The following is a 24,245-nucleotide window of genomic DNA, read 5'->3' on the forward strand; positions in this document are numbered from 1 at the left end:
CTCAGGCGTGCCGGCGGCACCATTCGTACATGACGACCGCCGCGGCGGCCGAGGCGTTGATCGATCGGGTCGACCCGTACTGGGTGATCTCGACGACACCGGATGCCGCGGCCAGCGCCTCGGGCGAGAGCCCTGGACCTTCCTGCCCGAACAGCAGGACGCAGCGCTCGGGCAGGTCCGCCCGATCCACCGGCACCGACCCGTCGACGTTGTCGATCGCGAGCACCGGCAGACCCGCGGCATCCGCCCATGCGGTGAAGGCCGCGACGTCCTCGTGGTGGCGGACGTGCTGGTACCGGTCGGTGACCATCGCGCCGCGCCGGTTCCAGCGCCGCTTGCCGATGATGTGCACCTCGGCGGCGCCGAACGCGTTGGCGCTGCGCACGATCGAGCCGATGTTCATGTCGTGCTGCCAGTTCTCGATCGCGACGTGGAACGGATGCCGCTTCTCGTCGAGGTCCGCCACGATCGCCGCCATCGTCCAGTAGCGGTACCGGTCGACGACGTTGCGTCGGTCCCCGTGCTCGAGCAGGTCGCGGTCGTAGCGCGGGTCGTCGGGCCACTCATCCCGGTCGCCCGGCCACGGCCCGACCCCCACCGGAAGCTGCGGTTCGGCGTCGGTGTCGGTGGGCTCTGGCACCGATCCAGGCTAGCCCGCGCCCGCGCCCGGCCCGCGCGCACGCCCACCCGCGCCGAATCACCGCCCCCGTGCCGAATCGCCACCGAAAGGCGCGCATCCGGATGGTGACTCGGCAGCCCAGTGGTGATTCGGCGCCGGGAGGCGCCGCCCCCGCCCCCGCGACGCCCACGCCCCCGCGACGCCCCCGGCGACGCCCACTCGCCCCGTGCGCTAGATTTTTCGGTATGCCGAAAAATTCCCCGCCCGTCGGAACACGCACGCGCGCGGCCTGGCTCCTGGGACCGGCGCTCGTCGCGGGGGTCGCCTACCTCGACCCCGGCAACGTCGCGAGCAACATGACCGCGGGCGCCCGCTACGGCTACCTGCTGGTGTGGGTCGTCGTGCTCGGCAACGTGATGGCCTGGCTGATCCAGTACCTGTCGGCGAAGCTCGGCATAGTGACGGGTCGGAGCCTGCCCGAGCTCCTCGGCGCACGCTTCCGCACGAACACCGCCCGCCGCGCGTACTGGCTGCAGGCGGAGCTCGTCGCGATGGCGACCGACGTCGCCGAGATCATCGGCGGCGCCGTCGCGCTCTGGCTGCTGTTCGGCGTGCCCCTCCTCTGGGGCGGGCTCATCACGGGGGCCGTCTCGATCGTGCTGCTGCTCATCCAGTCCCGTCGCGGCGCACGCAGCTTCGAGTTCGTGATCATCGGCCTCATGGCGATCATCGCTCTCGGCTTCACCTACGGCGTCTTCATCGGTCCCCCCGAGGCATCCGGCGTCGTGGAGGGCCTTCTGCCGCGCTTCGAGGGAACGGATTCGGTGCTGCTCGCGGCATCCATCCTCGGCGCCACGATCATGCCCCACGCGATCTACGCGCACAGCTCGCTCGCGCGCGACCGCTTCCGGCCGACCGAGATCCGCCGGACGGATGCCGCGGCCGCCGACGCCGCGATCGACACCCGCCGCGTGCTCCGCGCCACGCGCTGGGACGTCACGATCGCGCTCGCCATCGCCGGCACGGTGAACCTCTGCATCCTGCTGCTCGCGGCGGCGAACCTCGCGGGCGTCCCCGGCACCGACAGCCTCGAGGGCGCGTACGCCGCCCTCCAGAACGGGATCGGACCCGTCGTCGCGACCCTGTTCGCCGTCGGGCTCCTCGCGAGCGGGCTGGCCAGCAGCGCGGTCGGAGCCTACGCGGGCGCCGAGATCATGCACGGTCTGCTCCGCGTCCGCATCCCGCTTCTCGCTCGCCGCCTCGTGACGCTCGTGCCCGCGCTCGCGATCCTCGCCGTCGGGGTCGACCCGACGCTCGCCCTGATCATCAGCCAGGTCGTGCTGAGCTTCGGCATCCCGTTCGCCCTCATCCCCCTCGTCGCGCTCACCGCGAAGGCCGACGTGCTCGGCGCGTACCGCAACCGGGCATGGACGACGATCGCCGGCATCCTCGCGTCGGTCTTCCTCGTGACGCTCAACGGCCTGCTGCTCTGGCTGACCCTGTTCGGCGGCTAATCTGGGGTCCGTGCCCGCGTCCACGGTCGACGACTATCTGAAGACGATCTACCACCACACCGAGTGGCAGACTGATCCCGTCACCCCGTCGGTGCTGGCGTCCGAACTCGGACTCGCGCCCTCCTCTGTCACCGAGATGATCAAGAAGCTCGCGGCCCAAGGCCTCGTGTCGCACCGTCCCTACGGTCCGATCTCGCTGACGGATGCCGGGACCTCCCGCGCGACCGCGGTGATCCGCCGGCATCGCCTCATCGAGACGTGGCTCGTCCGCGAGTTCGGCTACGCGTGGGATGAGGTGCACGACGAGGCCGAGGTGCTCGAGCACACGATCAGCGACCGACTGCTCGCCGGAATCGACGCGCGCCTCGGGCATCCGCGGTTCGACCCGCACGGCGACGCGATCCCCGGGCCGGACGGGAGCGTCGAGCGCGAGCCGTTCGTCCTGCTCGCCGAGGCGACGATCGGACACACCGGCCGCGTCCTGCGGGTCTCGGATCGGGACCCCGCACTGCTGCGCTCGCTCGAAGAGGTCGGCATCGACGTCGGGCACACGGTCACCGCGACGGGGCGCGACGCCGTGCAGATCGACGGCGGGCCGACGGTCGACCTGCCGGCCGCTGCCGCGCGCGCGGTGTGGCTCACCGCCTGACCGTCAGCCCGCGCTCTTACCCGGACGGCGCAGTGCCGCCCGCATCCAGAACTCCAGCCGGGAGTGGTCCGGATCCAGTCGGATCCGCAGCCAGCTGAGCCCCATCGACCGCTCGCCCATGACCGAGCGTTCCGCATCGGGTTCGGCGAGGAGCGCGGCATCCTCGTCGTCGCCTCAGCCATGTCGCCTCCCGGATTCATGATCGGCGGACCGCACCCGCCGCGGCAAGACCCGGTGCGGCGACATCTACACGGCACCCTCAGCGCAGGCGGAGTTTGCGGCCCTTGAGGTAGGGCCATTCGGCACGGGTCGCGTGCTCGGCGTAGTGCCACATGCGGGCGCCCACGTCGGGGTCGATCGTGACTCGCGGCGCGCGAACCTGCACGGGGGCGCCCGTGTACGTGTGCGCGGGACCCCAGTACTGGCCGCCCTCGGCCTCGGGATCGACGAGTGCGCGGACCGGCGCCCACGCGCCGCTCTCCTTCGACTGCGAGACGGCGGCCTGCAGTCCGCCGACGAACCGCTTGCGTCGCGACGGCGCACTGACGCCGGCGATGCGTCGGGTCCGTCCGCCGAGCGAGTAGCCGGGGTGCGCGACGAGGCTCGAGACGGGGACGGATGCCGCGCGCAACCGCCGGTCGGCCTCGAATCCGATGGCCGCGGTCGCGACCTTCGACTGCACGTAGGCGCGCCACGGGGTGTAGTCGTCGACCAGTTCGGGATCCACGGGATCCCACGGGAAGAGCTTCGTGGCGATGGAGCCGAGCCAGACCATGCGACCGCGGGCAGCGGCGAGGGCGGGGAGGAGGGCCCCGGCGAGCGCGTAGTGGCCCAGGGCATTGGTCGCGATGACGAGTTCGTGCCCGTCACGGGTCAGTTGGCGCGTCTTCGGCGGGTGCACGATGCCGGCGTTGAGCATGACGCCGTGGAGTCCGACGCGGCCGCGCACGGTCGCCGCAGCGGCACGCACCGAGCCGAGATTGCTCGTGTCGAGCGCGAGCGTCTCGAGGTCGGCATCCGGCACCTGCGCGAGGACCGCGGCCCTGGCGCGGGACAGCTTCGACGGGTTCCGCGCCGTCATGATGACGTGCGCGCCGGCTCCCGCGAGCTGCAGGCACGAGAAGAACCCGAGGCCGGTGTTCGAGCCGGTGACGAGGTAGCGACGGCCGCTCAGATCGGGGAGATCGTCGGGGTCCCAGTCGTCGCGCGCCACATCCTCGACCCTACGCTCGGCGGCTGTGCGCGGCATCCCCTTGCGCGGCATCCGCTCGCGCATCATCCCCTTGCGCGGCATCCGCCGTGCCTCCCCGCACGCGCCACGCGGGTCCCGGCGTCCCGCCTCGCTCGCGCGCCGCGCCGCGCCGCGTCCCGCCCTCGTCGCCGAATCACCACCCGAACCCCGAGTCACCATCCGAATGCGCACCTTCCACCGGTGATTCGGCACGCGAGTGGTGATTCGGCGCGCGGGACACCCACGCGCCCCGCCGCGCCCGCACCGCGCCCGCGCTCCGCACCCCGCCGCACGCCCCGCGCTGCACGCGTGGGAGAGTGGACGCATGAGCGGACTCGAGCAGAACCTGCTGTTCGCCGTCGTCGGGCTGACGATGGTCACGTCGTTGGTGATCGTCGTCGTGCAGATGGTGCGGCGGCGCCGGGACGACGAGGACGACCGCAACCCGTGGGACGACCTCGAGCCCAAATAAGACCTACTGCGGCTGCAAGCCCAGGTCGTCGAGGTCGATCGCAGCGAGCCAGGTCAGGCCCTCGGCTTCGACGGCGGCCTGCGCTCCGGTCTTGCGGTCGACGATGACGGCGACGGCGACGGGCTCGGCACCTTCGCGGCGCAGCGCCTCGACCGCCTTGAGCGCCGACTGGCCCGTGGTCGAGGTGTCCTCGACCACGATGACGCGCTTGCCGACGACATCCGCACCTTCGACCTGACGGCCGCGGCCGTGGTCCTTGGGCTCCTTGCGGACGACGAAGGCGTCGAGCGGAGCGTCGGTGCGCGCCGACTCGTGCATGACGGCGTTGGCGATGGGGTCGGCGCCGAGCGTCAGACCGCCCACCGCGACGATGCCGTCGACGTCGCGGATGAGGTCGAGCATGATCCGCCCGATCGCGGGGGCCGCGCGGTGGTCGAGCGTGAGCTTGCGCATGTCGACGTAGTACGAGGCCCTCTTCCCGCTCGACAGGATGAAGTCGCCGTGGAAAACGGCCTCTTCCTGGATGAGCGAGATGAGACGCTGGCGATCGGCTTCGAGTTCGGGCGTGGAGGCGACGGTCACGGCACCGAGTCTACGACCGGCGGCGTCCGACGCCCGATCTAGGCTGGATCCCATGCGGCTTGCCACTTGGAACGTCAATTCGATCCGCGCGCGCATCGTGCGCACCGTCGACTTCGCCGTGCGCGAGAACATCGACGTGCTCGCGATGCAGGAGATCAAGTGCAAGCCCGAGCAGTTCCCCTACGAGGCGTTCGAAGAGGCCGGTTACCACGTCGAGGCGCACGGCCTGAATCAGTGGAACGGCGTCGCCATTGCGAGCCGTTCGCCGATCACCGAGGTCGAGTACGCCTTCCCCGACATGCCCGGCTTCCTGAAGGGGCACGAAGGACCGGATGCCCCGCAGGAGGCGCGGGCGCTGGGCGCGACGATCGACGGCGTCAAGGTGTGGAGCCTCTACGTCCCGAACGGCCGTGGGCTCGACGACCCGCACTTCACGTACAAGCTGCACTGGCTCGAGGCCCTCCGCGCCTACACGCAGTCGACGCTCGCGGCTCACCCCGACCTGCCGCTCGCGCTCGTCGGCGACTTCAACATCGCACCGACGGATGCCGACAACGGCGACCCGACGGTGGTCGAAGGCGTGACGACCCACGTCTCCCCCGAGGAGCGCGCCTCGTTCCAGGCCCTCCTCGACGCCGGACTCGTCGACACCGTCCGCCCGCTCGTCCCCTCCGGCTACACCTACTGGGACTACAAGCAGCTGCGTTTCCCCCGCAATGAGGGCCTGCGGATCGACTTCATCCTCGGCTCCTCGGCCTTCGCCGACGGGGTGGTCGGGGCATCCATCCACCGCGACGAGCGCAAGGGCGAGATCCCGAGCGACCACGTCCCGGTCGTGGTCGACCTGGACCTGGACGGCGAGGACGACGACGACCGTCCGATGATCTTCTGACGCCGCGTCGTCTCCCCCGCGGGACGGATGCCGCGGCTCACGTCCCCCCTCTAGCGTGGAGAGCATGCCTGAATCGATGCTCCGCCGCGCGGCGACCGCGGCCGAACGACGCCAGGACGCCTGGCTCGCCGCCGGACTGTTCGTCGCCGCGATGATCAGCACCGCCCTGGGCTCGGTCTCGGGCATCTACGGCGACGAACAGCCCGACCTCATCTGGGGGCTCCTCTACTCGGTCGCCCTGACCGCACCCCTCGTCTTCCGGCGCCGGTACCCGATGACGGCCCTGATCGCGGTCTCGGTCGTGTTCTTCGTGGGCGTCTCGGCGCGCATCCCCGAGCTCTACGTCGGCAACGTCGCCCTGTTCGTCGGGATGTACACGGTCGGCGCCTGGGTGTCCGACCGCCGCCGGGCGGCGCTCGTTCGCGTCCTCCTCATCATCGCGATGTTCGTGTGGCTGATGATCACGATCTTCCAGACCGCCGCCTCCTCCGAGGACGGCCTGTCGCAGGAGGGGCCGTTCTCGCCCTTCGCGGCCTTCTCGATGATCCAGTTCCTCGTCAACGTGGCCTTCTTCGGCGGGGCGTACCTGTTCGGCGAGCGCGCTTACACGGGCGCGATGGAGCGCACCGCCCTCGAGGAGCGCACCCGCGAACTCGAGCAGGAGCGGGAGCGGACGGCCGCCCAAGCCGTCGCCCTCGATCGGGTCCGCATCGCCCGCGAGCTGCACGACGTGGTCGCGCACCACGTGTCGGCGATGGGCGTGCAGGCGGGCGCCGCGCGCACGGTGCTGGGCCGCGATCCGGATGCCGCGCGCACCGCGCTGACAGGCGTCGAGTCCTCGGCCCGCCAAGCGCTGACCGAGCTCCGTCAGCTTCTCGAGACGCTCCGCACCCCCGAGACCGACGCCCCCGGCGGGTCGACGGTGCGCTTGGACGCGCTGCCGGACCTGGTCGCCCACGCGAACGAGAACGGCCTGCCGACGACGGTCTCGATCGTGGGGGATCCGGTCCCGACGCCCGAGCTGGTGCAGGTGAACCTGTACCGCATCGCGCAGGAGGCCCTCACGAATGCGCGCCGCCACGGCGGGCCCGGCGCGACGGCCGACGTGCGCCTGCGGTACGCCGACGACGCGGTGGAGCTCGAGGTCTCGAACGAGGGCCGCGGACCGATCTCCGGGCGAGCGGGCCTCGGCCTCGTCGGAATGCGCGAACGGGCGGCTGCGTCCGGAGGAACGCTCGAGGCGAGAGCCCGGCCCCGGGGCGGCTTCCTCGTGCGGGTGCGCGTGCCGCTGTCGCAGGCGGTGCCGGCATGATCCGGGTGCTGCTGGTCGACGACCACGCCGTCATGCGGGCCGGCTTCCGCATGATCCTCGATGCCGCCGGCGACATCGAGGTGGTCGGCGAGGCGGGCGACGGTCGCGCCGCGATCGAGGCCGCTCGCACGCTTCAGCCCGACGTCATCTGCATGGACGTGCAGATGCCCGACATGGACGGTCTCGAGGCGACGCAGCGGATCGTGGCGGATGCCGGGATCGCGGCATCCGTCGTCATCGTGACGACCTTCGACCGCGACGACTACCTGTTCCAGGCCCTCTCGGCCGGGGCGAGCGGATTCCTGCTCAAGAACGCCGGACCTGAAGAGCTCACGAACGCCGTCCGCGTCGCCGCCTCGGGCGACGCGCTGCTCGCGCCGGCCGTGACGCGCCGGGTCATCGAGCGCTTCACCCGGACCGAGGCGGAACCGGCGGCATCCCTCCCCCGCGAGACGGATGCCGCGCCCGCCCTGCCGGCGGAGCTCACCGACCGTGAGGTCGAGGTGCTGCGGCTGCTCGCGCAGGCGATGAGCAACGGCGAGATCGCCCGCGAGCTCTACATCGGCGAGGCGACGGTGAAGACGCACGTGTCGAACGTCCTGCAGAAGCTCGGCGCCCGCGACCGCGTCGCCGCCGTCGTCTGGGCGCACCGCTACGGCCTCGCCTGAGTCGAGACACGAAACGGCCCCGCCCGAGTCGGGGCGGGGGCCGTTCCAGCTGCGGAAGCTGCGACTCAGGCGCCGGCGGGCACCTTCGCGAAGCGGTCGACCAGGTCGCCGAAGGCCTCGAGGTAGCCGATGAGGAAGCCGGCGGTCTCGTCGTTCGTGACCTCGCCGTTCTCGGCGAACAGGCCCGGCGTGCTCTGGATATAGCCCTCGGGCTGGCCGAGTGTGGGCGCGTTGAAGTGGCTGAGGATCGCCTTCAGGTGCTGCTGCGCGGCGGCTGTCGCGATGCCGCTGCCCGAGGTGCCGATGACCGCGGTGGGCTTTCCGTTGAAGGAGTTCTGGCCGTAGGGACGCGAGGCCCAGTCGAGCGCGTTCTTCAGCACGCCCGGGATGGAGCGGCTGTACTCGGGGGTCACGATGATGACGCCGTCGACGTCGGCGATCGCCTGCTTGAAGTCCTCGGCGACCTGGGGGAAGTTCCCGTCGTGGTCGACCGAGTAGAAGGGCAGGTCGGCGATCGGGATCTCGACCAGCGTCGTGCCCTCGGGGGCGAGGCGCTTGAGCGCTTCGGCGAGGCGGCGGTTGATCGAGGTCGACGAGATGCTGCCGACGATGTAGCCGATGGTCCGGTCCGTCATGAGTCCTCCAAGACGTAGAGAAAGGGATGCCGGTGGGCATCGCAGACTGCAACGAGACCCCCGGCATCCGTATTCCTATGAATGCACCGACAACCACTCTCCCCCGCGCGGCGGGGTCGGGTTTCACCCGCCGGGGGGAGGTCCGCGGCATCCGATCTCCCTAGCGTGGGACACGTGCCACCGCCGGTGGTGCACCGATCACAGGAGGAACGGATGCTGCAGCTACGCGGGATCACCAAGAGCTACGGATCGAGGCGCGTCCTCGACGACGTCGCCTTCGACGTCGCACCCGGACGGCTGACCGGGTTCGTCGGCGGCAACGGCGCCGGCAAGACCACCACGATGCGCATCATGCTCGGCGTGCTCGGGCGCGACGCCGGCGAAGTCACCCTGAACGGCGAGCCCGTCACGGCCGCCGACCGTCGCCTGTTCGGCTACATGCCCGAAGAGCGCGGGCTGTACCCGAAGATGAAGGTGCTCGAGCACATCGTCTACCTCGCCCGCCTGCACGGGTTCTCGAAGACGGATGCCACGACCCGCGCGACGGCTCTCCTCGAAGAGCTGGGACTCGGCGAGCGCCTCACCGACAACGTCGAGACCCTCTCGCTCGGAAACCAGCAGCGCGCGCAGATCGCCGCCGCGCTCGTGCACGACCCCGAGGTGCTGATCCTCGACGAGCCGTTCTCCGGTCTCGACCCGATCGCCGTCGACGTCGTCGCGAACGTCCTTCAGACCCGCGCGGCGCAGGGCGTCTCGGTGCTGTTCTCGTCGCACCAGCTCGACGTCGTCGAGCGCCTGTGCGACGACCTCGTCATCATCGCGGGCGGCACGATCCGCGCGGCCGGAACCCGCGACGGCCTGCGCGCCGAGCACGCTACCCGCCGCTTCGAACTCGTCTCGGGAACGGATGCCGGTTGGCTCCGCGACGAACCGGGCGTCGAGGTCGTCGACTTCGACGGCGGCTACGCCCTCTTCGAGGCCGATTCCGACGAGACCGTGCAGCGCGTCCTGCAGCGCGCGGTCGCCGCGGGCGACGTGACCACGTTCGCGCCGCGCCGCCCCACCCTCGCCCAGATCTTCACGGAGGTCATCCAGTGAACACGTCCGTCTCCCCCTCGTTCGGTCAGAGCGTCTGGCTCGTCACCGAGCGCGAGCTCGGCTCGAAGCTGCGCTCGAAGTCGTTCATCATCTCCACCGCCGTCATGTTCCTGATCGTGCTGGCCGGCGTTCTCTGGGCGGGTTTCTCGGCCCAGAGCGACAGCCGCACGCCGATCGCGGTCACCTCTGAGACGGCGTCGGCCATCACGGACCCCGAGGCCTTCGACGTGACGGATGCCGCGTCCGCCGACGAGGCACGCGACTTGGTCCGCGACGGCACCGTCGACGCGGCCGTCATCCCCGGCGGCGACGAGCCGATCGGGTACACGGTCGTCTTCGACGAGCAGGTGTCGAACACTCTGCTGCAGCAGCTCAGCATCGCCCCGGAGGTCGAGATCCTCGAGCCGGCGGGCACCGACGGGTTCCTCCGGTACATCATCGCGATCGCCTTCGGCGGTGTGTTCTTCGCCGCAGCGCTGACCTTCGGTACGACCATCGCGACGAGCGTCGTCGAAGAGAAGCAGACCCGTGTGGTCGAGCTGCTCATCTCGGCGATCCCGACCCGCGCGCTCCTGGCGGGCAAGGTCCTCGGCAACACGATCCTGGCGATGGGTCAGATCGTCGGCATCGCCGCGGTGGCCATCATCGGGCTGACCGTGACGGGACAGGACTTCCTCATCGCCGGGCTCGGCGGCCCCATCGCCTGGTTCGCGATCTTCTTCCTGTTCGGCTTCGTCCTGCTGGCGGCGCTGTTCGCCGCGGCGGGTGCGCTGGTGTCGCGCCAGGAGGACATCGGCCCGACGATCACCCCGCTCACCTACATCGTGATGGCGCCGTACTTCCTCGTGATCTTCTTCAACGACAACCCCGTCGTGCTGACGATCATGTCGTACGTCCCCTTCTCGGCTCCCGTCGGGATGCCGGTGCGCATCTTCGTCGGTGAGGCGCAGTGGTGGGAGCCGCTCCTCGCCCTGCTCGTCATGCTGGCCGCCTGCGTCGGCGCGATCCTCGTCGGCGCGAAGATCTACGAGAACTCGCTCCTGCGCATGGGTGCCCGCGTCAAGCTGCGCGACGCGCTCTCGCGCTGAGTCGTCCTCGAAACGAGACCGCCCCGCCGCTTCTGCGGAGGGGCGGTCTCGTCATTCACGGTTTGTCCTTCGGCCCTTTGCGGTCCCTGTTCTCGTCGCGCTCGGCGCGCTTCTGCTCCTCTTTGGCTGCCTTCTCGGCATCCTTCGCCGCTTCGTCGGCCGCCTTGTCGTCGGGAGCGGGATCATCGTTCGTCGTCGAGACGGTCGGGGTCGGCGTCGGATCGGTCGACACGACCTCAGCGGGAGTGGACTCCTGCGGGACGGTCTGCGCAGGATCGGTCGAGACCGGCTGCGGCGATCCCGCGAGCGATCCGGCCCAGATGCTCCCCGCCGCGATTAGTGCGACCGCGCCGACGGCGAGCCCGATCACGAGGGGGCGTCGGGACCGACGCGTCGGGGTACCGTCGCTCGCGGCACCGGGAGCCGCCTCACCGGCGAGCGCGACGGTCGCCGCTGTCGGGGTGCTGCTCGGGTAGCGGCGGGTCGGGGCATCCCCCGCCTTCTCCTCGTCTCGCGCAGCCTCCGCACCGGCGACGGACGCGATCGGGATGCCGGCAGCGACCGCGGCGCGGACGGAGGGGAGCGGCGGTGCACCGTCGACCGGCTCCGCCCGCAGTCGTTCGGCGGCCTCGACCACCTGGAGAGCCGTCGGCCGATCCTCGGGCGCGGTCGCCGTCATCCGTGACAGCAGCGAACGCCACCCCGCGCTGAGGGTGTCGGGGACAGCGGGCGGCGTGGTCAGGCGGGCGATGGCCGCACTGACGCCGTCGGTGCTCGGATAGGCGCGCTCGCCCGTGAGGGCTTCGAGCAGCACGAGACCGAGGGCGTACACATCGGATGCCGGTGCCGGGTCGCGCCCCTGCACCTGCTCGGGCGCGAGATACGCGGCCGTGCCGATGATCGTGCCGGGCGTCGTCACCCGCGCACTGTCGAGGAGGAGCGCGATGCCGAAGTCGGCGAGTTTGGCCCGCGGACGCCCACCGGGCAGGTGCGGCGGAGCGAGCAGCACGTTCGACGGCTTGACGTCGCGGTGCACCACGCCGGAGCCGTGGACGACGTGGAGGGCTTCACCGAGTTCGGCGGCGAGGGTCGCGACCTCCGCCGGTGGCACCGGCCCCTCGGCGATGCGGGCACTGAGGGTCGGACCGTCGACGAACTCCATCACGAGATAGTCGGGTGAGCCGGTCAGGTGCGCGTCGAAGAGCGTGACGAGCGACGGGTGGTTGAGCGACGCCAGCAGAGTGACCTCGCTGCGCGCCCGCTCGGGGGCGCTCACCGCCTCTTCGACGGCGGGGCGAATCACCTTGACGGCCACGGTGCGACCGAGGGCGGTGTCGTCTGCGCGGAAGACGCGCGCCATGCCGCCCTGCCCGATCTGCGCGACGAGGCGATAGCGCTCCGCCAGCATGTCGCCGGGCAGCGGCTCGGGTGTCTCCGTCATCGCGTCGTCTCCTCTCGCTCTGTCGCCGTCGAGGCTACCGGTGGTCGCCTGGACCCGACATGCTCCCCACCCGGCTCAGGTGCGGTGCGCGGCGCGGCCCGTGTGCCCGGCGAGCGCATCCGCCGCGCCGACGAGCGCGAGGTGACTGAGTGCCTGCGGGGTGTTGCCTATGTGGCGCCCGGCCCCGGGGTCGTACTCCTCCGACAGCAGGCCGACGTCGTTCGCGACGGCGCAGAGGCGGTCCATGAGGCGCGTCGCATCGTCGACGCGCCCCGTCGCGGCGTACTGCTCGACGAGCCAGAACGAGCATGCGAGGAACGGGTGCTCGTCGCCGGGAAGCCCGTCGGTCCCCGCGGACGTGCGGTACCGCATGACGAAGCCGTCCCGCAGCAGGTCGCGCTCGATGCGAGCCACGGTGGCCAGCATCCGCGGGTCGTCGGCGGCGCAGAAGCCGACGACGGGCAGGAGCAGCAGCGAGGCGTCGACCTCGTCAGTGCTGTCGTGCTGCGTGAAGTGGCGGCCGGCGGCATCCACCCCCGTCTCGTCGATCTCGGAGCGCACCCGATCCCGCAGCCGCTCCCACGTGTCGGCGTCTCCCGCGAGGCCGTGCTCGCGTACCGCCCGCACGCCGCGATCGAGCGCCGCCCACACCATGGCCCGGGAGTGCGTGAAGTGGTGGAGGTCGCCGCGCATCTCCCAGATACCGTTGTCCGGCCGGTCGACCCACTCGACGACCTGCGCCAGGAGGGCCCGCTGCAACGACCACGACGACGGGGTCTCGGTGACCCCGGCCAGTCGTGCGGCTTCGAGCGCGACGAGGACCTCCCCGATCACGTCGCCCTGGTACTGGTCGACCGCGCCGTTGCCGATCCGGACGGGCGCGGATCCCTGATAGCCGGGCAGGCTCGCGAGCTCGCGCTCGGGCAGGTCGCGCTCGCCGCCGAGGCCGTACATGATCTGCACGTCGGCGGGGTCGCCGGCGACGGCGCGCAGCAGCCAGTCCCGCCACCGCCTCGCCGCCTCGGTGTAGCCGTGGGCGAGGTAGGCCTCGAGTGTGAGGGCGGCGTCCCGCAGCCAGACGAATCGGTAGTCCCAGTTGCGCGAGCCGCCCGGGTCCTCGGGCAGCGACGTCGTCGCGGCGGCGACGATCCCCCCGGTCTCGGGGTGGGTGAGCGCGCGCAGGACGAGCATCGACCGCATGAGCGCCGCCTGCCACGGCCCGCCGCGCTCGACGCGGGACGCCCAGTCCGTCCACCAGGTCCGCGTGCGCTGCAGCGCGGCATCCACGTCGATCGCGACGGGATGCCGGTGGTACGACCGGTCCCCCGTGAGCACCGAGTCGACCGTCTGCCCTGCGCTCACAGTGAACGCGGCGCGGTGCGTCGTGCCGTCGGGATGCAGCCGTGGACCGCGCACCGCGACGGCGTCGGGGCCGGCGATCGCGAGCAGGACGGGAGCATCGTGGTCGCCGATCTGGCGCACCCAGGGCAGCGCGCGGGCGTAGTCGAACCGCAGCAGCAGCTCGCTCTCGAACGCTACGGTCCCCTCGATGCCGACGACGCGGCGGACCACGGCATCCACCTCGTCGTCGACCGGCATGAACTCGATGACATCCGCGACGCCCTCCGCGCTCCGCCAGCGCGTCACGAGCACGAACGTGTCGCCGTCGTACCACCGCGTCGCCGCCGCCGCGGGGTCGGCGGGGCGGAGACTCCAGCGGCCGTGCTGCTCATCGCCGAGCAGCGCACCGAAGATTGACGCGTCGTCGTAGCGAGGGAGGCAGAGCCAGTCGATGCTCCCGGCATCGGAGACGAGAGCGCCGGTGCGGCAGTTGCTCAGCAGGGCGTAGGACTCGATCGGGGTGGACATCGTCGTCATTGTCACGCGCGGCACCCGGTGGGGCAAGAGACGGTTCGCTCGCCGCTCCGACGGGCCGCCGCGGGTTAGGGTGACGCCCATGACGGCCGACACGACCCTGCTCATCCTCGGCGCGTCGGGAGACCTCACCTCCCGGCTGCTCCTCCCCGCGCTCGGACAGCTCCTCGTCCACGAGCCCGAGCGGAAGGTGCGCCTCGCGGGTGCGGGTGCGGACGACTGGAGCGACGACGCCTGGCGCGACACGGTGCGGAAGGCGTTCGCGACCACGGGGTCCGAGTCCGCGTTCGACGCCTTCTCGGACACGACGTACACGAAGGCGGACATCACCGATCCCGACCAGTTGCAGAAGCTGCTGGATGCCGCGGAGGGGCGGCCGGCCCTCTACTTCGCCGTGCCGCCGGCGGTCGCGGCGAAGGCCTGCGACGCGCTCCGCTCGGTGACGATCCCCGACGGCACGATCCTGGCGCTCGAGAAGCCGTTCGGATTCGATGCGGCCAGCGCCGAGCACCTGAACGCGACGCTCGCCGAGCTCGTGCCCGAGGGCCAGGTCTTCCGCGTCGACCACTTCCTCGGCCGCTCCACCGTGCTCAACCTGCTCGGTGTGCGCTTCGCGAACCGCCTCATCGAACCCGCCTGGTCGGCCGATCACATCGCGTCGATCCTCGTGCAGTTCGATGAGCCGCTCGGCCTCGAGGGACGCGCCGGCTACTACGACAAGGCCGGCGCGCTCACCGACATGATCCAGAGCCACCTGCTGCAGGTGATGGCCTTCGTGACGATGGAACCCCCGGCATCCCTCGGTGAACGCGACCTCCGCGACGCGACCGGCGCCGCCCTCCGGGCCACGGCGATCTGGGGCGACGACCCCGCCGCCTCGTCGCGGCGGGCGCGGTACACCGGCAGGGACGGTCGGGGGGCGGGACTTCCCGTCGTACGTCGACGAGCCGGGCGTCGACCCGACCCGCGAGACCGAGACGCTCGCCGAGATGACCGTCGAGGTGCGGAATGCCCGGTGGCAGGGAGTCCCGATCACGCTCCGCTCGGGCAAAGCTCTGGGCGACGCCGAGGCCAAGGTCGAGGTCCGTTTCCACCCCGTCCGACACCTGCCCGGCGGGTTCACGGGGGACCCGGGTCCGACGGTGCTGCGGTTCTCGCTGGGGCCCGACTCGATCTCGCTCGACCTCAACGTCAACGGCGAGGCCGACCCGCTCGAGCTCGAGAAGGCGACACTCGAGGCTCACCTCGGCGATGGCGCCCTGAAGGCGTACGCCGAGGTGCTCTCCGGCATCCTCGATGGCGACGCCATGCTGTCGGTCCGCGCCGACGCCGCGGTCGACTGCTGGCACATCGTCCAACCCGTCATCGACGCGTGGCGGGATGGTCGCGTCCCGCTCGACGAGTACGCCGCGGGCACCTCGGGGCCGGCGGACTGGGCGACGTCCTGAGAACGTGATGACGCCGAGGCATCGTCGGCGGTGATGGAATAGACGGATGCCGAATCGCACTGCATCCACCGACGCACCCATCCTCGACGTCCTGACCGAGCGCTGGAGCACACGGATCTTCGACGCCTCCGCGCCGATCGACGAGCAGGCTCTGCAGTCCGCTCTCGAAGCTGCCCGCTGGTCGCCCTCGGCCTCGAACACGCAGCCGTGGCGGTTCATCGTCGCGCGGCGGGGATCGGCATCCCACGCCGCCGTCGTCGAGAGCCTCCTGGGCTTCAACCGGGCATGGGCGGCTGACGCCGCCGCCCTGGTCGTCTTCGTCGCGACCACGGAGCAGGACGGCAAGGAGCTGCGATGGGCGACGTACGACGTCGGCCAGGCGGCGGCGCACTTCACGGTGCAGGCTCACGCGAACGGCCTGAGCACTCACCAGATGGGCGGGTTCCGCCCCGCTGACATCGCCTCGGCGTTCGACCTCGCGGCGGACCAGCGTGCGGTGACGGTGATGGCCGTCGGCCCGCTCGGCGACATCGACTCCGCATCGGACGATCTCCGCGCCCGCGAGGAGGCTCCCCGCGAGCGCCGACCGGTCGCCGAGTCGATCCTCGTCGACGACTGACCCGGCGCGGCGACAGCCGCTTGCGCCCGGCGGGGTCGAACTGTTGGTTTAGTGGTCCCGATGGACGACGACGACGCCGCCGAGCTGGCCCGACTGCGCGAGCGCGCCTACGGGCGCAGCGCTGACATCGCAGGGGATGCCGCTGCCGTCGCGCGCCTGCGCGAGCTCGAGGCCCGCGAGGCGGAACGCCCCGCCGAGGGCCCGCCCGCCGAGGACGCGGCCGATGCCCCTGAGACGGCGCCCGCGGCGGAAACGACGGCCCCCGACGTCGACCCGGAGCGCCCGTACGGCGCGCCCCGACGCTGGCCGCGCTGGGCGACGAACCTCGGGCTCGTCGCGAGCGCCGCCGCGCTGGTGGCCGGGACCGTGGCGATCACGCTGTCGATCCCGCGCGAGGCGCCCCGCTATCCCGACGCGGAGCAGGTGGCGACGTTGACGCAGCTCGAGGCATGGCCGCCCGAGAGCGATTCGAACAGTCGTCGCTACGCCGACTTCCGCGGCTTCTCGGTCTTCGCGACCGTCGTCGGCACGCCGGCGGACCCGAACCCGGTGCGCTGCCTCAGCATCGTCAGCCCGCAGGAAGCCGCGCAGCCCGAGGTCGGTGAGACCCTGTCGACGTGCGGGGCGGGCCCGTTCCCCGTCGCGGTGACGGCCGTCGTCAGCGACCTCAGCCCCGAGGCCGCGAAGGATGCCTACGCCCTCGGCACGGCCATCAACTTCACGCTCGGGGAGAGCGGCGTGGAGGTCTGGGTCGCCGCGCGCTGACTGCGATCCGCTCGCGGTGGGGTACGTTTCCGGTACCGGCCCGTGCGGGCCGAAGGAGGACGAGGCGACGATGCCCCTGTTCGAGATGGAAGCGACCCCGGCAGGCCGGGTGCGCGTCTTCCTGCGGGCGCAGCTGCCTTTCGTCCTCGGCACGCTGGTCATCCTCGTCGTGGCGTTCATCGCCCAGCCCGATCGCTTGTCGACGCCCACGACGATCACGGCCTACGTGGTCATCGCCGCCGCGTCGGCCTCGGCTCTCGTCATCCCCTGGGAACGCATCTCGCGCGCGTGGATGATCACCGTCGCGGTGGCCGACATCGTCGCGGTGGCACTTCTGCGCGCCGAACTCATGACGATCGTCCCGGCCGTCACCGTGCTGGCGCTGTTCCCGGTCCTGTGGCTCGCCTACGGGTTCCCCTGGTACGGCATGGCGGTCGGGATCGTCGGATCGGTGTTCATCATCGCCTACCGCTTCGTCCACAGCGGGGCGTGGCCGGCGTCCGCAGCCGAGTGGGCGAACATCTTCGCCTTCCCTGCCCTCATCGTCGGCATCGCGATCCTCGTCTTCGTCGCGGCACGACACCTCCGCCGTAACGCGCGGCGCCTCGCCGAGTCGTTCCGTGCACAGGACGAGGCCCTGCGGGAGGCGAAGGATGCCGAGGCGATCGCTCTCGGCATCCTCAACACCGTCAACGCGGGCGTCGCCTTCTACGACCAGGAGGGACGCTTGGACGTCGCGAATGCCCTGGCGCACCGGATGGTGGAGATGGTCGGCTTCCGCCTCGACGAGCCGCCCTACGCCGGCGACGACGTGCTCGCCGAGGACCGCGTGAGCCGGATCCCGTACGACCAGCAGATCATCCCGCGGGCGCTGCGCGGCGAGACCATCGCCAATCACGTCGAGTGGCTCGGTCCCGCGGGCGCGCAGGTCGCGATCCTGGCGTCCTCGGGACGCGTCCATAGCGAGGACGGCCGCCTGCTGGGCACCGTCATCGTCGCCTACGACGTCACGGAACTCGCCGATGCGGTCGAGGTGCGCGAGCAGTTCCTCCGGACGGTGTCGCACGAACTGCGCACGCCGATCACGAGCATCACCGGCTTCCTCGATCTGCTCGCCGACGCCGCCGACCCGAGCGACGAGAAGCTGCAGCGCTACATCGAGATCGTCTCGCGCAAGACCGAGGACCTCCTCCACCGGGTCGGGGACCTCCTGAACGCGACCGACACGGTGAAGGAGTTGACGATCGCCCCGCTCGACATCGCGGCGATCGTGCGACACGCGGTCGACGAGGTGCGCGGCGCGGCATCCGCCCGCGGCATGCGCGTCGAGGTGGCGGGGCCGCCCGCGATCACGGCGGAAGGAGACGAACGTCAGCTCCTCGTCGGCGTGACCGAGCTCCTCACCAACGCGATCAAGTTCGGCGACGCCGACAGCGTCGTCACCGTGACGACGCGGGCGAACGAGGAAGGCGTCGAGATCGCCGTGTCGAACAGGGGCGTGGGACTCGACCACGCCGAGCAGCGGCGTGCCTTCGACCGCTTCTACCGGACGGCGGACGCCCGAGCGCGCCAGATCCAGGGCTTCGGGCTCGGACTGACGAACCTCCGGGCGATCGTCGTCGCGCACGGCGGAAGCGTGCGGGTCGACAGCGCGCCGCACATGGGGGCGACCTTCACCGTCTGCCTGCCCCGGCACACGAAGCGGTAGACCCCACACAGAGAATCGCCGCGGTCAACCCGCGACGCCGCGCGCGCGTTCGCCGGTTACGGTGAGGCCATGACCCCGCGCATCCTGTCGATCGGCACCGCCGTGCCCCGCGCCCGCCTGCGACAGGACGAGGTGCGCGACCTGTTCGCCGGGCAGCCCGGCGCCGACCGTCTGACGAAGCGACTGATCGGCGCCGCGTTCGACGCCTCCGCGATCGAAACGCGGCACACCGTGCTCGACGATCTGGCCGCCGCAGCGGCGGCCACCGCCCTCCCCCGCGAAGATGAGGGGATGCCGACGGTCACCGACACCGGCACTCTGCTGGCTCCGTCGACCGGCGCTCGCAACGACGCCTACATCCGTCTCGCGCCGCCGCTGTTCGCCGAGGCGGCGCGGAACGCCCTGGCCGCGGCATCCGTCGATCCTGCCGAGGTCACGCACGTCGTCACCGTCTCGTGCACGGGCATGTTCGCGCCGGGACCGGACTACCGCCTGGTGCGCGATCTCGGCCTCCCGACGACGGTCGCGCGGTCGCACCTCGGCTTCATGGGGTGCGCCGCCGCAGTGCCCGCTCTCCGGACCGCGAGCCAGATCTGCGCGGCCCACCCCGACGCGGTCGTGCTCGTCGTCTGCGCGGAGCTCTGCTCACTGCACGTGCGGACGCCGGCGGATCACGACGAGATCGTCTCGGCCTCGGTCTTCGCCGACGGCGCGGCCGCTGCTGTGGTCAGCGCAGATGTCGCCCGGGCGACCGGCGCGACCTTCGAGCTGGATCGGTTCGCGACCGTGCTGACCGACGAGGGCGAGAAGGACATGGCCTGGACGATCGGTGACACGGGGTTCGAGATGGTCCTGTCCGCCGAGGTGCCGCGCATCATCGGTCGGGAGATCCGCGGCGCGGTGGAGTCGTTCCTCGGCGACGAGGGCGTCGAGACGTGGGCCGTGCACCCGGGCGGCCGCAGCGTGCTCGACCGCGTCGAGAGCGGTCTCGACCTGCCGGGCGATGCCCTGACCGTCTCGCGTGACGTGCTGCGCAACTACGGCAACATGTCGAGCGCGACGATCCTGTTCATCCTGAAAGCACTGCTCGCGGCGGACCTCGCCGACGGCGACCGCGTGGCGACCCTCGCGTTCGGGCCCGGCCTGACGCTCGAGGCCGCTCGACTGACGTTCCGACGAGCCGCCGCGTGAACCTCGCCGCGCGCGACACCGCGCTTCAGGAGCTGATGGACGACCCCGCGTGCGACCCCGTCGCCCTCGCCGAGACGCTGCGCCGGTTCGATCTCGTGAACCGCGCGATCGGCGGGTGGGGCCGGGTCTGGCGACGCGGCATCCGTCCCCGCCTCAGGGACCTCGGACGACCGGCGCGCGTGCTCGACGTCGGCAGCGGGGGCGGCGACGTGGTCGCGCGGCTCGCCGAGTGGGCGGAGCGCGACGGTCTCGAGGTCACGTGGCTCGGGATCGATCCCGACCCGCGTGCGCTCGAAGTCGCCCGGACGCGCGAGAGCGCGACCGTGTCGTTCGCCGCGACGGATGCCGCCGGGCTCCGGGATGCCGGCGAGACGTTCGACCTCGTGCTGTCCAACCACGTGCTCCACCATCTGGACGCCGAGGAGCTCGCGGGCTTCGCCGACGACACGCGCGCGCTGTCGTCGGGAACCGTCATGCACGCCGACATCGAGCGCGGACGGCTCGCGTATGCGCTGTACGGCATAGGCATCACTGCGCTCGAACGAGGGACCTTCCTCCGGACCGACGGCCTGCGGTCGATCCGCAGGAGCTATCGAGCGGGAGAGCTCGAGCAGGCGCTCGGGGCGCCGTGGCGCGTGGCGTCGCCGGCTCCGTTCCGGCTCCTCGCGGTGGCGGACGGCGATGCCTGAGGTCCTCGTCGTCGGAGCGGGCCCCGTGGGCACGCTGCTGGCCGCCGAACTGACGCGTTTCGGCGTCGACGTCGCGGTCCTCGAGCGACGGCCGGCCGCCGGTGGCGGCTCCCGCGCGATCGGACTGCACGCGCCGACGCTCGCGGCTCTCGAGTCCGGAGGTGCGACCGAGCGGATCCTGACCCGCGCCGTCCGAGTGCGTCGCGGCGAGGCCCGCAGCGACGGGAGAACCTTGGGTGTCGTCGATTTCGGACGCCTCGACGCGCGGCATCCGTACGTCGCAACGCTGCCGCAGGGTGAGACCGAAGCCGCACTGCGCGGTGACGGTCCGGAACCCGAGCGCGGTCTGACGGTGACGCGCGTGACGCGTGACCGCGACCGGGTGCGCGTCGAAACCGATCAGGGCGAGCACCTCGCGCCGATCGTGGTCATGGCCGGCGGGGTGGGCGCGCGGGGCCTGGTGTTCCGCTCGACGGCGCTGCGACGGACCGCATACCCGGACCGGTATCTGATGACGGATGCCGCCCTCCCGCCGCGCGAGGACGCCGAGACCGCGGTCGTCCATCTCGCACCCGGAGGGGTGCTCGAGTCCTTCCCGCTGCCCGACGGGCAGCGCCGCTTCGTCGCGTGGGATGCAGGCGGATCGCGCGAGCCGCACGCTCTCACGGCACGGTTGCGCGAGGCCATGCGCGAGCGAGGCGAGAGCGAGGCCGCCGAGCTGGTCACCTCCGCGACCGAGTTCGGCGTGCGACGGGTGCTGGCACCCGCGTTGCGCCGCGATCGGCTGTTCGTGATCGGCGACGCGGCCCACGAGATCAGTCCGATCGGCGGGCAGGGCCTGAATCTCGGACTGCTGGATGCCGCGACCCTTGCCCCGCTGCTCGCGGCGTGGACTCGGCTGGGGTCAGCGCCCGAATCGGATCTCGCCGAGTGGGAACGGGATCGCCTCCGCTCGGCCCGCGTGGCCGGGCGGCTCGCCGCCGTGAACATGGGCCTCGGCCGTCCGGTGGCGCGACGTGCGCACGCGGTGCGGTCGCGGATGCTCGGCTCCGTGCTCACCGCGACCGGGTCGCTGGTCCCGCACGCCTACGCGATGGGTCTCGACGCCGCCGGGCGGTGAGGGTCGGGGTACGACAGCGCGTGGATCATGCCGTGCCGGAGGCCACCACGAGCTGGAGGGCGAGGACGAGGGCGGCACCCATCACGAGGCGGAATCCCGTGCGATCGGCGCCGCGCCGCCGCATCCGGATCATGACGGCCCCGGCGATCACGATCACAGCCACCGCGAAGAGGGCCATCATGACCGGAGCGGCGCCCTCGATCAAACTGCCGACGAGGACGGCGATCGCAGCGACGACGATTCCGGCGACGGCCAGGACAACGGACGCCGAGGGTCCGATCCGGTGCGGAAGCCCGCGGACGCCCGTGCGCCGGTCGTCCTCTAGATCGGGCAGGACATTCGTGAGGTGCACGGCCGCGCCGAGCATCGCACCGGCGAACGACGCCCAGACGGCTGCGGTCTGCGGGACCGGCGCGGAGAGGGTCGCGAGTGAGGGGAAGATCCCGAAGCTGACGAGGAAAGGGACGAGCGAGAGGGGTGTCGCTTTCAGGCCCGCGTTGTAGCTCCACGCGAAGACCAGGGCGATGACGTGGGCGATGAGCATGGCCCAGCCGAGGACCGCGGACAGGATGAGGGCCACACCGAGCGCGATGAGCGCTGCGATCCACGCCGTGCGGACCCGGGTGTCGCCTCGGACGAGCGGCTTGTCGGCGCGCCCGACGGTCGCGTCGCGGAAGAGGTCGATCGCGTCGTTCGACAGGCCGACGAAGATCTGACCCGCGAACACCGCGACGACGAGAACGACGATCCGCCACGGCTCCAACCCGGCAGCGACGCCGAGCGCGAGAGACAGGACCGTGACGACGAGCGAGGGACCCGGGTGAGTGGCACCCCACAGGGCCCGAACGGTTCGCATGCTCGATCCTTTCACGCCTGAGACAGGGCTCGGCCGGGAGGTCGCTCAGGTCCCGCGTCGGCCGGGCGGACAGGTGAGAGGTTTCTCATTCTGGGTGTTGTTCATAACGGGTGGTTTCGGTGGTTTCTGGGGTCTGAATGTCGGTGGTTGGTGCGAGAGTGCAGGTATGACGGAACCGATGGAAACCCCCGATGGTGAGGCGTATACCGCCGCCATCGCGGGGATCGTCGCGGACGTCGAAGACGTGGGCCGCCGGATCGCTGCGGGGCAGATCGCGGAGCTTCGCGTGCTTGCCGCTGCCGGGAGGTTGGCTGATGCGCAGGGCGCACCCCGGAACGCGAAAGTCCAGGTGCACGACATGGTGCTGCGGTCGATCTCGGCCGAGGTCGCCGGGGTGATGCGACTGACCGACCGGGCGGTTCAGCGGCGGATCGGTGAGGCTCGGACGATCATCGAAGGGTTCCCCGCTGCGGTAGCAGCGTGGGAATCAGGGCGGATCGTCCGAGGCCATGTGAAAGCGATCGTCGACGCCGGGCTGAACTTGCCCGGAGGAATGTGGGCGGAGTTCGAGGCCATCGCGATCGAACGTTGCGACGGCGAGACGCCGAACCGGGTGCGGGGTGAGCTCGAGATCCTCGCGCACCGGATGCACCCCCGGACGTTCGCGGAACGACACGAAGAAGCAGCCGCCGGTCGGTGTGTGCGGCTCATGCCCGGGCGGGACGGCATGTCGGACCTGATCGCGACCCTCCCGACGGTGATTGCGGAGGGGATCCACGACCGACTGACACAGCAGGCACGGGCGATCATCGACACCCGGGACGAGCGGGCGTCCGGCGAGGACTCCGATGTCGTCGCGACCGACGCGCGCTCGACCGATCAAGTCCGGGCGGACGTGTTCGCCGACCTCCTCCTCGCAGGCACCCCTGCACTCGACGACACGCGCGACACCACCGCCGGACCCCTCGGGGCGATCCGCGCACGCGTGCAGGTACTCGTCCCCGCGGCGACGCTCTCCGGCGGGGACGACGGGCCGTGCGACCTCGCCGGCCGCTCGCCGATCGACCCCGCGACCGCACGGGTGCTGGCCGGTGCGACCGGAATCTGGGAACGCCTGTTCCACGACCCGACGACCGGCGTCACCGTCGCGACCGACTCCTACCGTGTTCCCTCGGGGATGCGCAGGTTCCTGCAAGCCCGCGACCAGCATTGCCGCTTCCCCGGATGCCGGGTCGCCGCGATCCGCTGCGAGATCGACCACACCCACGACCACGCCCTCGGCGGACGGACCGAACTCTCCAACCTCGCCCACCTCTGCCAGAGGCATCACTCGATGAAGCAATTCACCGCCTGGCGGGTGCGACAACTCCAGGGTGGTGTCCTGGAATGGACCTCACCCCTCGGCAGGACCTACAGAGAAGACGCCCCCACCCCGGCCGTCGCCTTCACCCCTGCCGCCACGTCACCCGCAGACCCCGCACCCTTCTGCGTGCGGCTGAACCGCACCGACATCGCGCCCCGCGACCGGAAGATCTCGATGCCCCGCGATGTCTGAGCGTGTCGATACCGTCGCGCACATGACGTCACCAGGGGCCACGACCACCTCCGCACCCAGGTCGGCCGCGTGGACGGTGTGGATCGCATGGCCGGTTCTCTCCCTATCCCTCAGCATCGGCATCGGAGTACTGACCGGGGCGTTCATGACCCCGGACGACCCTGTCGGCTCATTCGTAGACGGCCTGAGAGGAGTCGGGCGCTGGGCCACACCCGCTC

General features: G+C 71.3%; 21 protein-coding genes and 2 pseudogenes. 16 read left to right on the forward strand and 7 right to left on the reverse strand.

The window, feature by feature from the left end; all coding sequences use genetic code 11:
* Position 1: 1 nt before the first annotated feature.
* Positions 2–640, reverse strand: a complete 639-nt coding sequence (locus QE428_RS03880) for an RNA methyltransferase (protein ID WP_091357231.1) — start codon at positions 638–640, stop codon at positions 2–4.
* 224 nt (positions 641–864) lie between these two features.
* On the opposite strand from QE428_RS03880, the gene QE428_RS03885 reads away from it, so the two are divergent.
* Positions 865–2,133 carry an Nramp family divalent metal transporter gene (locus QE428_RS03885; protein ID WP_307463247.1) on the forward strand — a complete coding sequence of 423 codons (1,269 nt, stop codon included), beginning with the start codon at positions 865–867 and terminating at the stop codon, positions 2,131–2,133.
* Positions 2,134–2,143: 10 nt separating this feature from the next.
* Positions 2,144–2,782, forward strand: a complete 639-nt coding sequence (locus QE428_RS03890; RefSeq protein WP_307463250.1) for a metal-dependent transcriptional regulator — start codon at positions 2,144–2,146, stop codon at positions 2,780–2,782.
* A gap of 259 nt (positions 2,783–3,041) precedes the next feature.
* Here the strand turns inward: QE428_RS03890 and QE428_RS03895 are convergent, their stop codons facing one another.
* Positions 3,042–3,995 carry an SDR family NAD(P)-dependent oxidoreductase gene (locus tag QE428_RS03895; protein WP_091357242.1) on the reverse strand — a complete coding sequence of 318 codons (954 nt, stop codon included), beginning with the start codon at positions 3,993–3,995 and terminating at the stop codon, positions 3,042–3,044.
* Positions 3,996–4,338: 343 nt separating this feature from the next.
* Between QE428_RS03895 and QE428_RS03900 the strand changes: the two genes are divergently transcribed.
* On the forward strand, positions 4,339–4,485 hold the full coding sequence (locus QE428_RS03900; protein WP_165971326.1) for a hypothetical protein: 147 nt from the start codon (positions 4,339–4,341) through the stop codon (positions 4,483–4,485).
* 3 nt (positions 4,486–4,488) lie between these two features.
* On the opposite strand, the gene pyrE is transcribed toward QE428_RS03900, so the two are convergent.
* Entirely contained in the window at positions 4,489–5,067 is a 579-nt protein-coding gene (gene pyrE / locus QE428_RS03905; protein ID WP_307463252.1) for an orotate phosphoribosyltransferase, read from the reverse strand.
* Between the two features lie 52 nt (positions 5,068–5,119).
* Here pyrE and QE428_RS03910 point away from each other — a divergent pair, with 52 nt between their 5' ends.
* The 3 genes from QE428_RS03910 (at position 5,120) to QE428_RS03920 (ending at position 7,939) form a co-directional block, all read left to right on the forward strand.
* The gene (locus tag QE428_RS03910; RefSeq protein ID WP_307463255.1) at positions 5,120–5,959 is read left to right on the forward strand and encodes an exodeoxyribonuclease III; all 840 of its coding nucleotides are present in this window, start codon (positions 5,120–5,122) and stop codon (positions 5,957–5,959) included.
* 64 nt (positions 5,960–6,023) lie between these two features.
* The gene (locus QE428_RS03915) at positions 6,024–7,271 is read left to right on the forward strand and encodes a sensor histidine kinase (protein WP_307463257.1); all 1,248 of its coding nucleotides are present in this window, start codon (positions 6,024–6,026) and stop codon (positions 7,269–7,271) included.
* Entirely contained in the window at positions 7,268–7,939 is a 672-nt protein-coding gene (locus tag QE428_RS03920; protein WP_307463260.1) for a response regulator transcription factor, read from the forward strand. The genes QE428_RS03915 and QE428_RS03920 overlap by 4 nt, the downstream gene beginning before the upstream one ends.
* A 65-nt stretch (positions 7,940–8,004) precedes the next feature.
* Here the strand turns inward: QE428_RS03920 and QE428_RS03925 are convergent, their stop codons facing one another.
* A complete protein-coding gene (locus QE428_RS03925; protein WP_307463262.1) occupies positions 8,005–8,574 on the reverse strand; it encodes an NADPH-dependent FMN reductase in 570 nt (189 codons plus the stop codon).
* A 213-nt stretch (positions 8,575–8,787) separates the two neighbouring features.
* On the opposite strand from QE428_RS03925, the gene QE428_RS03930 reads away from it, so the two are divergent.
* Positions 8,788–9,672, forward strand: coding sequence for an ABC transporter ATP-binding protein (locus QE428_RS03930; protein ID WP_307463265.1), 885 nt, complete (start codon positions 8,788–8,790; stop codon positions 9,670–9,672).
* The gene (locus tag QE428_RS03935; RefSeq protein WP_307463267.1) at positions 9,669–10,760 is read left to right on the forward strand and encodes an ABC transporter permease; all 1,092 of its coding nucleotides are present in this window, start codon (positions 9,669–9,671) and stop codon (positions 10,758–10,760) included. The genes QE428_RS03930 and QE428_RS03935 overlap by 4 nt, the downstream gene beginning before the upstream one ends.
* A gap of 55 nt (positions 10,761–10,815) precedes the next feature.
* On the opposite strand, the gene QE428_RS03940 is transcribed toward QE428_RS03935, so the two are convergent.
* The gene (locus QE428_RS03940) at positions 10,816–12,201 is read right to left on the reverse strand and encodes a serine/threonine-protein kinase (protein WP_307463269.1); all 1,386 of its coding nucleotides are present in this window, start codon (positions 12,199–12,201) and stop codon (positions 10,816–10,818) included.
* 75 nt (positions 12,202–12,276) lie between these two features.
* Positions 12,277–14,079: a glycoside hydrolase family 15 protein gene (locus QE428_RS03945; RefSeq protein WP_307470626.1), complete on the reverse strand. Its 1,803-nt coding sequence runs from the start codon at positions 14,077–14,079 to the stop codon at positions 12,277–12,279.
* A 79-nt stretch (positions 14,080–14,158) separates the two neighbouring features.
* Between QE428_RS03945 and QE428_RS03950 the strand changes: the two are divergent.
* From QE428_RS03950 to QE428_RS03980, 7 genes and pseudogenes are all read left to right on the forward strand, one after another.
* Positions 14,159–15,524 (forward strand): annotated as a pseudogene (locus tag QE428_RS03950) (glucose-6-phosphate dehydrogenase).
* Positions 15,525–15,570: 46 nt separating this feature from the next.
* Entirely contained in the window at positions 15,571–16,143 is a 573-nt protein-coding gene (locus QE428_RS03955; protein WP_133399118.1) for a nitroreductase family protein, read from the forward strand.
* A 60-nt stretch (positions 16,144–16,203) separates the two neighbouring features.
* Positions 16,204–16,908: a hypothetical protein gene (locus tag QE428_RS03960; protein WP_307463272.1), complete on the forward strand. Its 705-nt coding sequence runs from the start codon at positions 16,204–16,206 to the stop codon at positions 16,906–16,908.
* A gap of 70 nt (positions 16,909–16,978) precedes the next feature.
* Positions 16,979–18,616: a cell wall metabolism sensor histidine kinase WalK gene (locus QE428_RS03965; protein ID WP_307463273.1), complete on the forward strand. Its 1,638-nt coding sequence runs from the start codon at positions 16,979–16,981 to the stop codon at positions 18,614–18,616.
* Positions 18,617–18,670: 54 nt separating this feature from the next.
* A pseudogene (locus QE428_RS03970) lies at positions 18,671–19,807 on the forward strand (type III polyketide synthase); the annotation flags it as partial.
* Complete coding sequence (locus QE428_RS03975) at positions 19,804–20,496, forward strand: methyltransferase domain-containing protein (protein WP_307463275.1); 693 nt, start codon at positions 19,804–19,806, stop codon at positions 20,494–20,496. The pseudogene QE428_RS03970 and the gene QE428_RS03975, both read left to right, overlap by 4 nt.
* Positions 20,489–21,616: an FAD-dependent monooxygenase gene (locus QE428_RS03980; protein WP_307463278.1), complete on the forward strand. Its 1,128-nt coding sequence runs from the start codon at positions 20,489–20,491 to the stop codon at positions 21,614–21,616. The genes QE428_RS03975 and QE428_RS03980 overlap by 8 nt, the downstream gene beginning before the upstream one ends.
* Before the next feature lie 25 nt (positions 21,617–21,641).
* On the opposite strand, the gene QE428_RS03985 is transcribed toward QE428_RS03980, so the two are convergent.
* Positions 21,642–22,472, reverse strand: a complete 831-nt coding sequence (locus tag QE428_RS03985; RefSeq protein ID WP_307463281.1) for a UbiA family prenyltransferase — start codon at positions 22,470–22,472, stop codon at positions 21,642–21,644.
* Positions 22,473–22,638: 166 nt separating this feature from the next.
* Between QE428_RS03985 and QE428_RS03990 the strand changes: the two genes are divergently transcribed.
* Positions 22,639–24,027, forward strand: a complete 1,389-nt coding sequence (locus QE428_RS03990; protein ID WP_307463282.1) for an HNH endonuclease signature motif containing protein — start codon at positions 22,639–22,641, stop codon at positions 24,025–24,027.
* Positions 24,028–24,245: the final 218 nt, after the last annotated feature.

The sequence above is a fragment of the Microbacterium sp. SORGH_AS_0505 genome, from assembly GCF_030818715.1.
In the GTDB taxonomy this organism is placed as follows: domain Bacteria; phylum Actinomycetota; class Actinomycetes; order Actinomycetales; family Microbacteriaceae; genus Microbacterium.

What these genes read in the sequence shown, in the direction of transcription:
- QE428_RS03920 (WP_307463260.1), top strand. Translation starts at nt 7,268, where the DNA reads ATGATCCGGGTGCTGCTGGTCGACGACCACGCCGTCATGCGGGCCGGC.
- QE428_RS03965 (WP_307463273.1), top strand. Translation starts at nt 16,979, where the DNA reads ATGCCCCTGTTCGAGATGGAAGCGACCCCGGCAGGCCGGGTGCGCGTC.
- QE428_RS03925 (WP_307463262.1), bottom strand. Translation starts at nt 8,574, where the DNA reads ATGACGGACCGGACCATCGGCTACATCGTCGGCAGCATCTCGTCGACC.
- QE428_RS03915 (WP_307463257.1), top strand. Translation starts at nt 6,024, where the DNA reads ATGCCTGAATCGATGCTCCGCCGCGCGGCGACCGCGGCCGAACGACGC.
- QE428_RS03900 (WP_165971326.1), top strand. Translation starts at nt 4,339, where the DNA reads ATGAGCGGACTCGAGCAGAACCTGCTGTTCGCCGTCGTCGGGCTGACG.
- QE428_RS03980 (WP_307463278.1), top strand. Translation starts at nt 20,489, where the DNA reads ATGCCTGAGGTCCTCGTCGTCGGAGCGGGCCCCGTGGGCACGCTGCTG.
- QE428_RS03930 (WP_307463265.1), top strand. Translation starts at nt 8,788, where the DNA reads ATGCTGCAGCTACGCGGGATCACCAAGAGCTACGGATCGAGGCGCGTC.
- QE428_RS03955 (WP_133399118.1), top strand. Translation starts at nt 15,571, where the DNA reads ATGCCGAATCGCACTGCATCCACCGACGCACCCATCCTCGACGTCCTG.
- QE428_RS03990 (WP_307463282.1), top strand. Translation starts at nt 22,639, where the DNA reads ATGACGGAACCGATGGAAACCCCCGATGGTGAGGCGTATACCGCCGCC.
- QE428_RS03910 (WP_307463255.1), top strand. Translation starts at nt 5,120, where the DNA reads ATGCGGCTTGCCACTTGGAACGTCAATTCGATCCGCGCGCGCATCGTG.
- QE428_RS03960 (WP_307463272.1), top strand. Translation starts at nt 16,204, where the DNA reads ATGGACGACGACGACGCCGCCGAGCTGGCCCGACTGCGCGAGCGCGCC.
- QE428_RS03885 (WP_307463247.1), top strand. Translation starts at nt 865, where the DNA reads ATGCCGAAAAATTCCCCGCCCGTCGGAACACGCACGCGCGCGGCCTGG.
- QE428_RS03945 (WP_307470626.1), bottom strand. Translation starts at nt 14,079, where the DNA reads ATGACGACGATGTCCACCCCGATCGAGTCCTACGCCCTGCTGAGCAAC.
- QE428_RS03940 (WP_307463269.1), bottom strand. Translation starts at nt 12,201, where the DNA reads ATGACGGAGACACCCGAGCCGCTGCCCGGCGACATGCTGGCGGAGCGC.
- QE428_RS03985 (WP_307463281.1), bottom strand. Translation starts at nt 22,472, where the DNA reads ATGCGAACCGTTCGGGCCCTGTGGGGTGCCACTCACCCGGGTCCCTCG.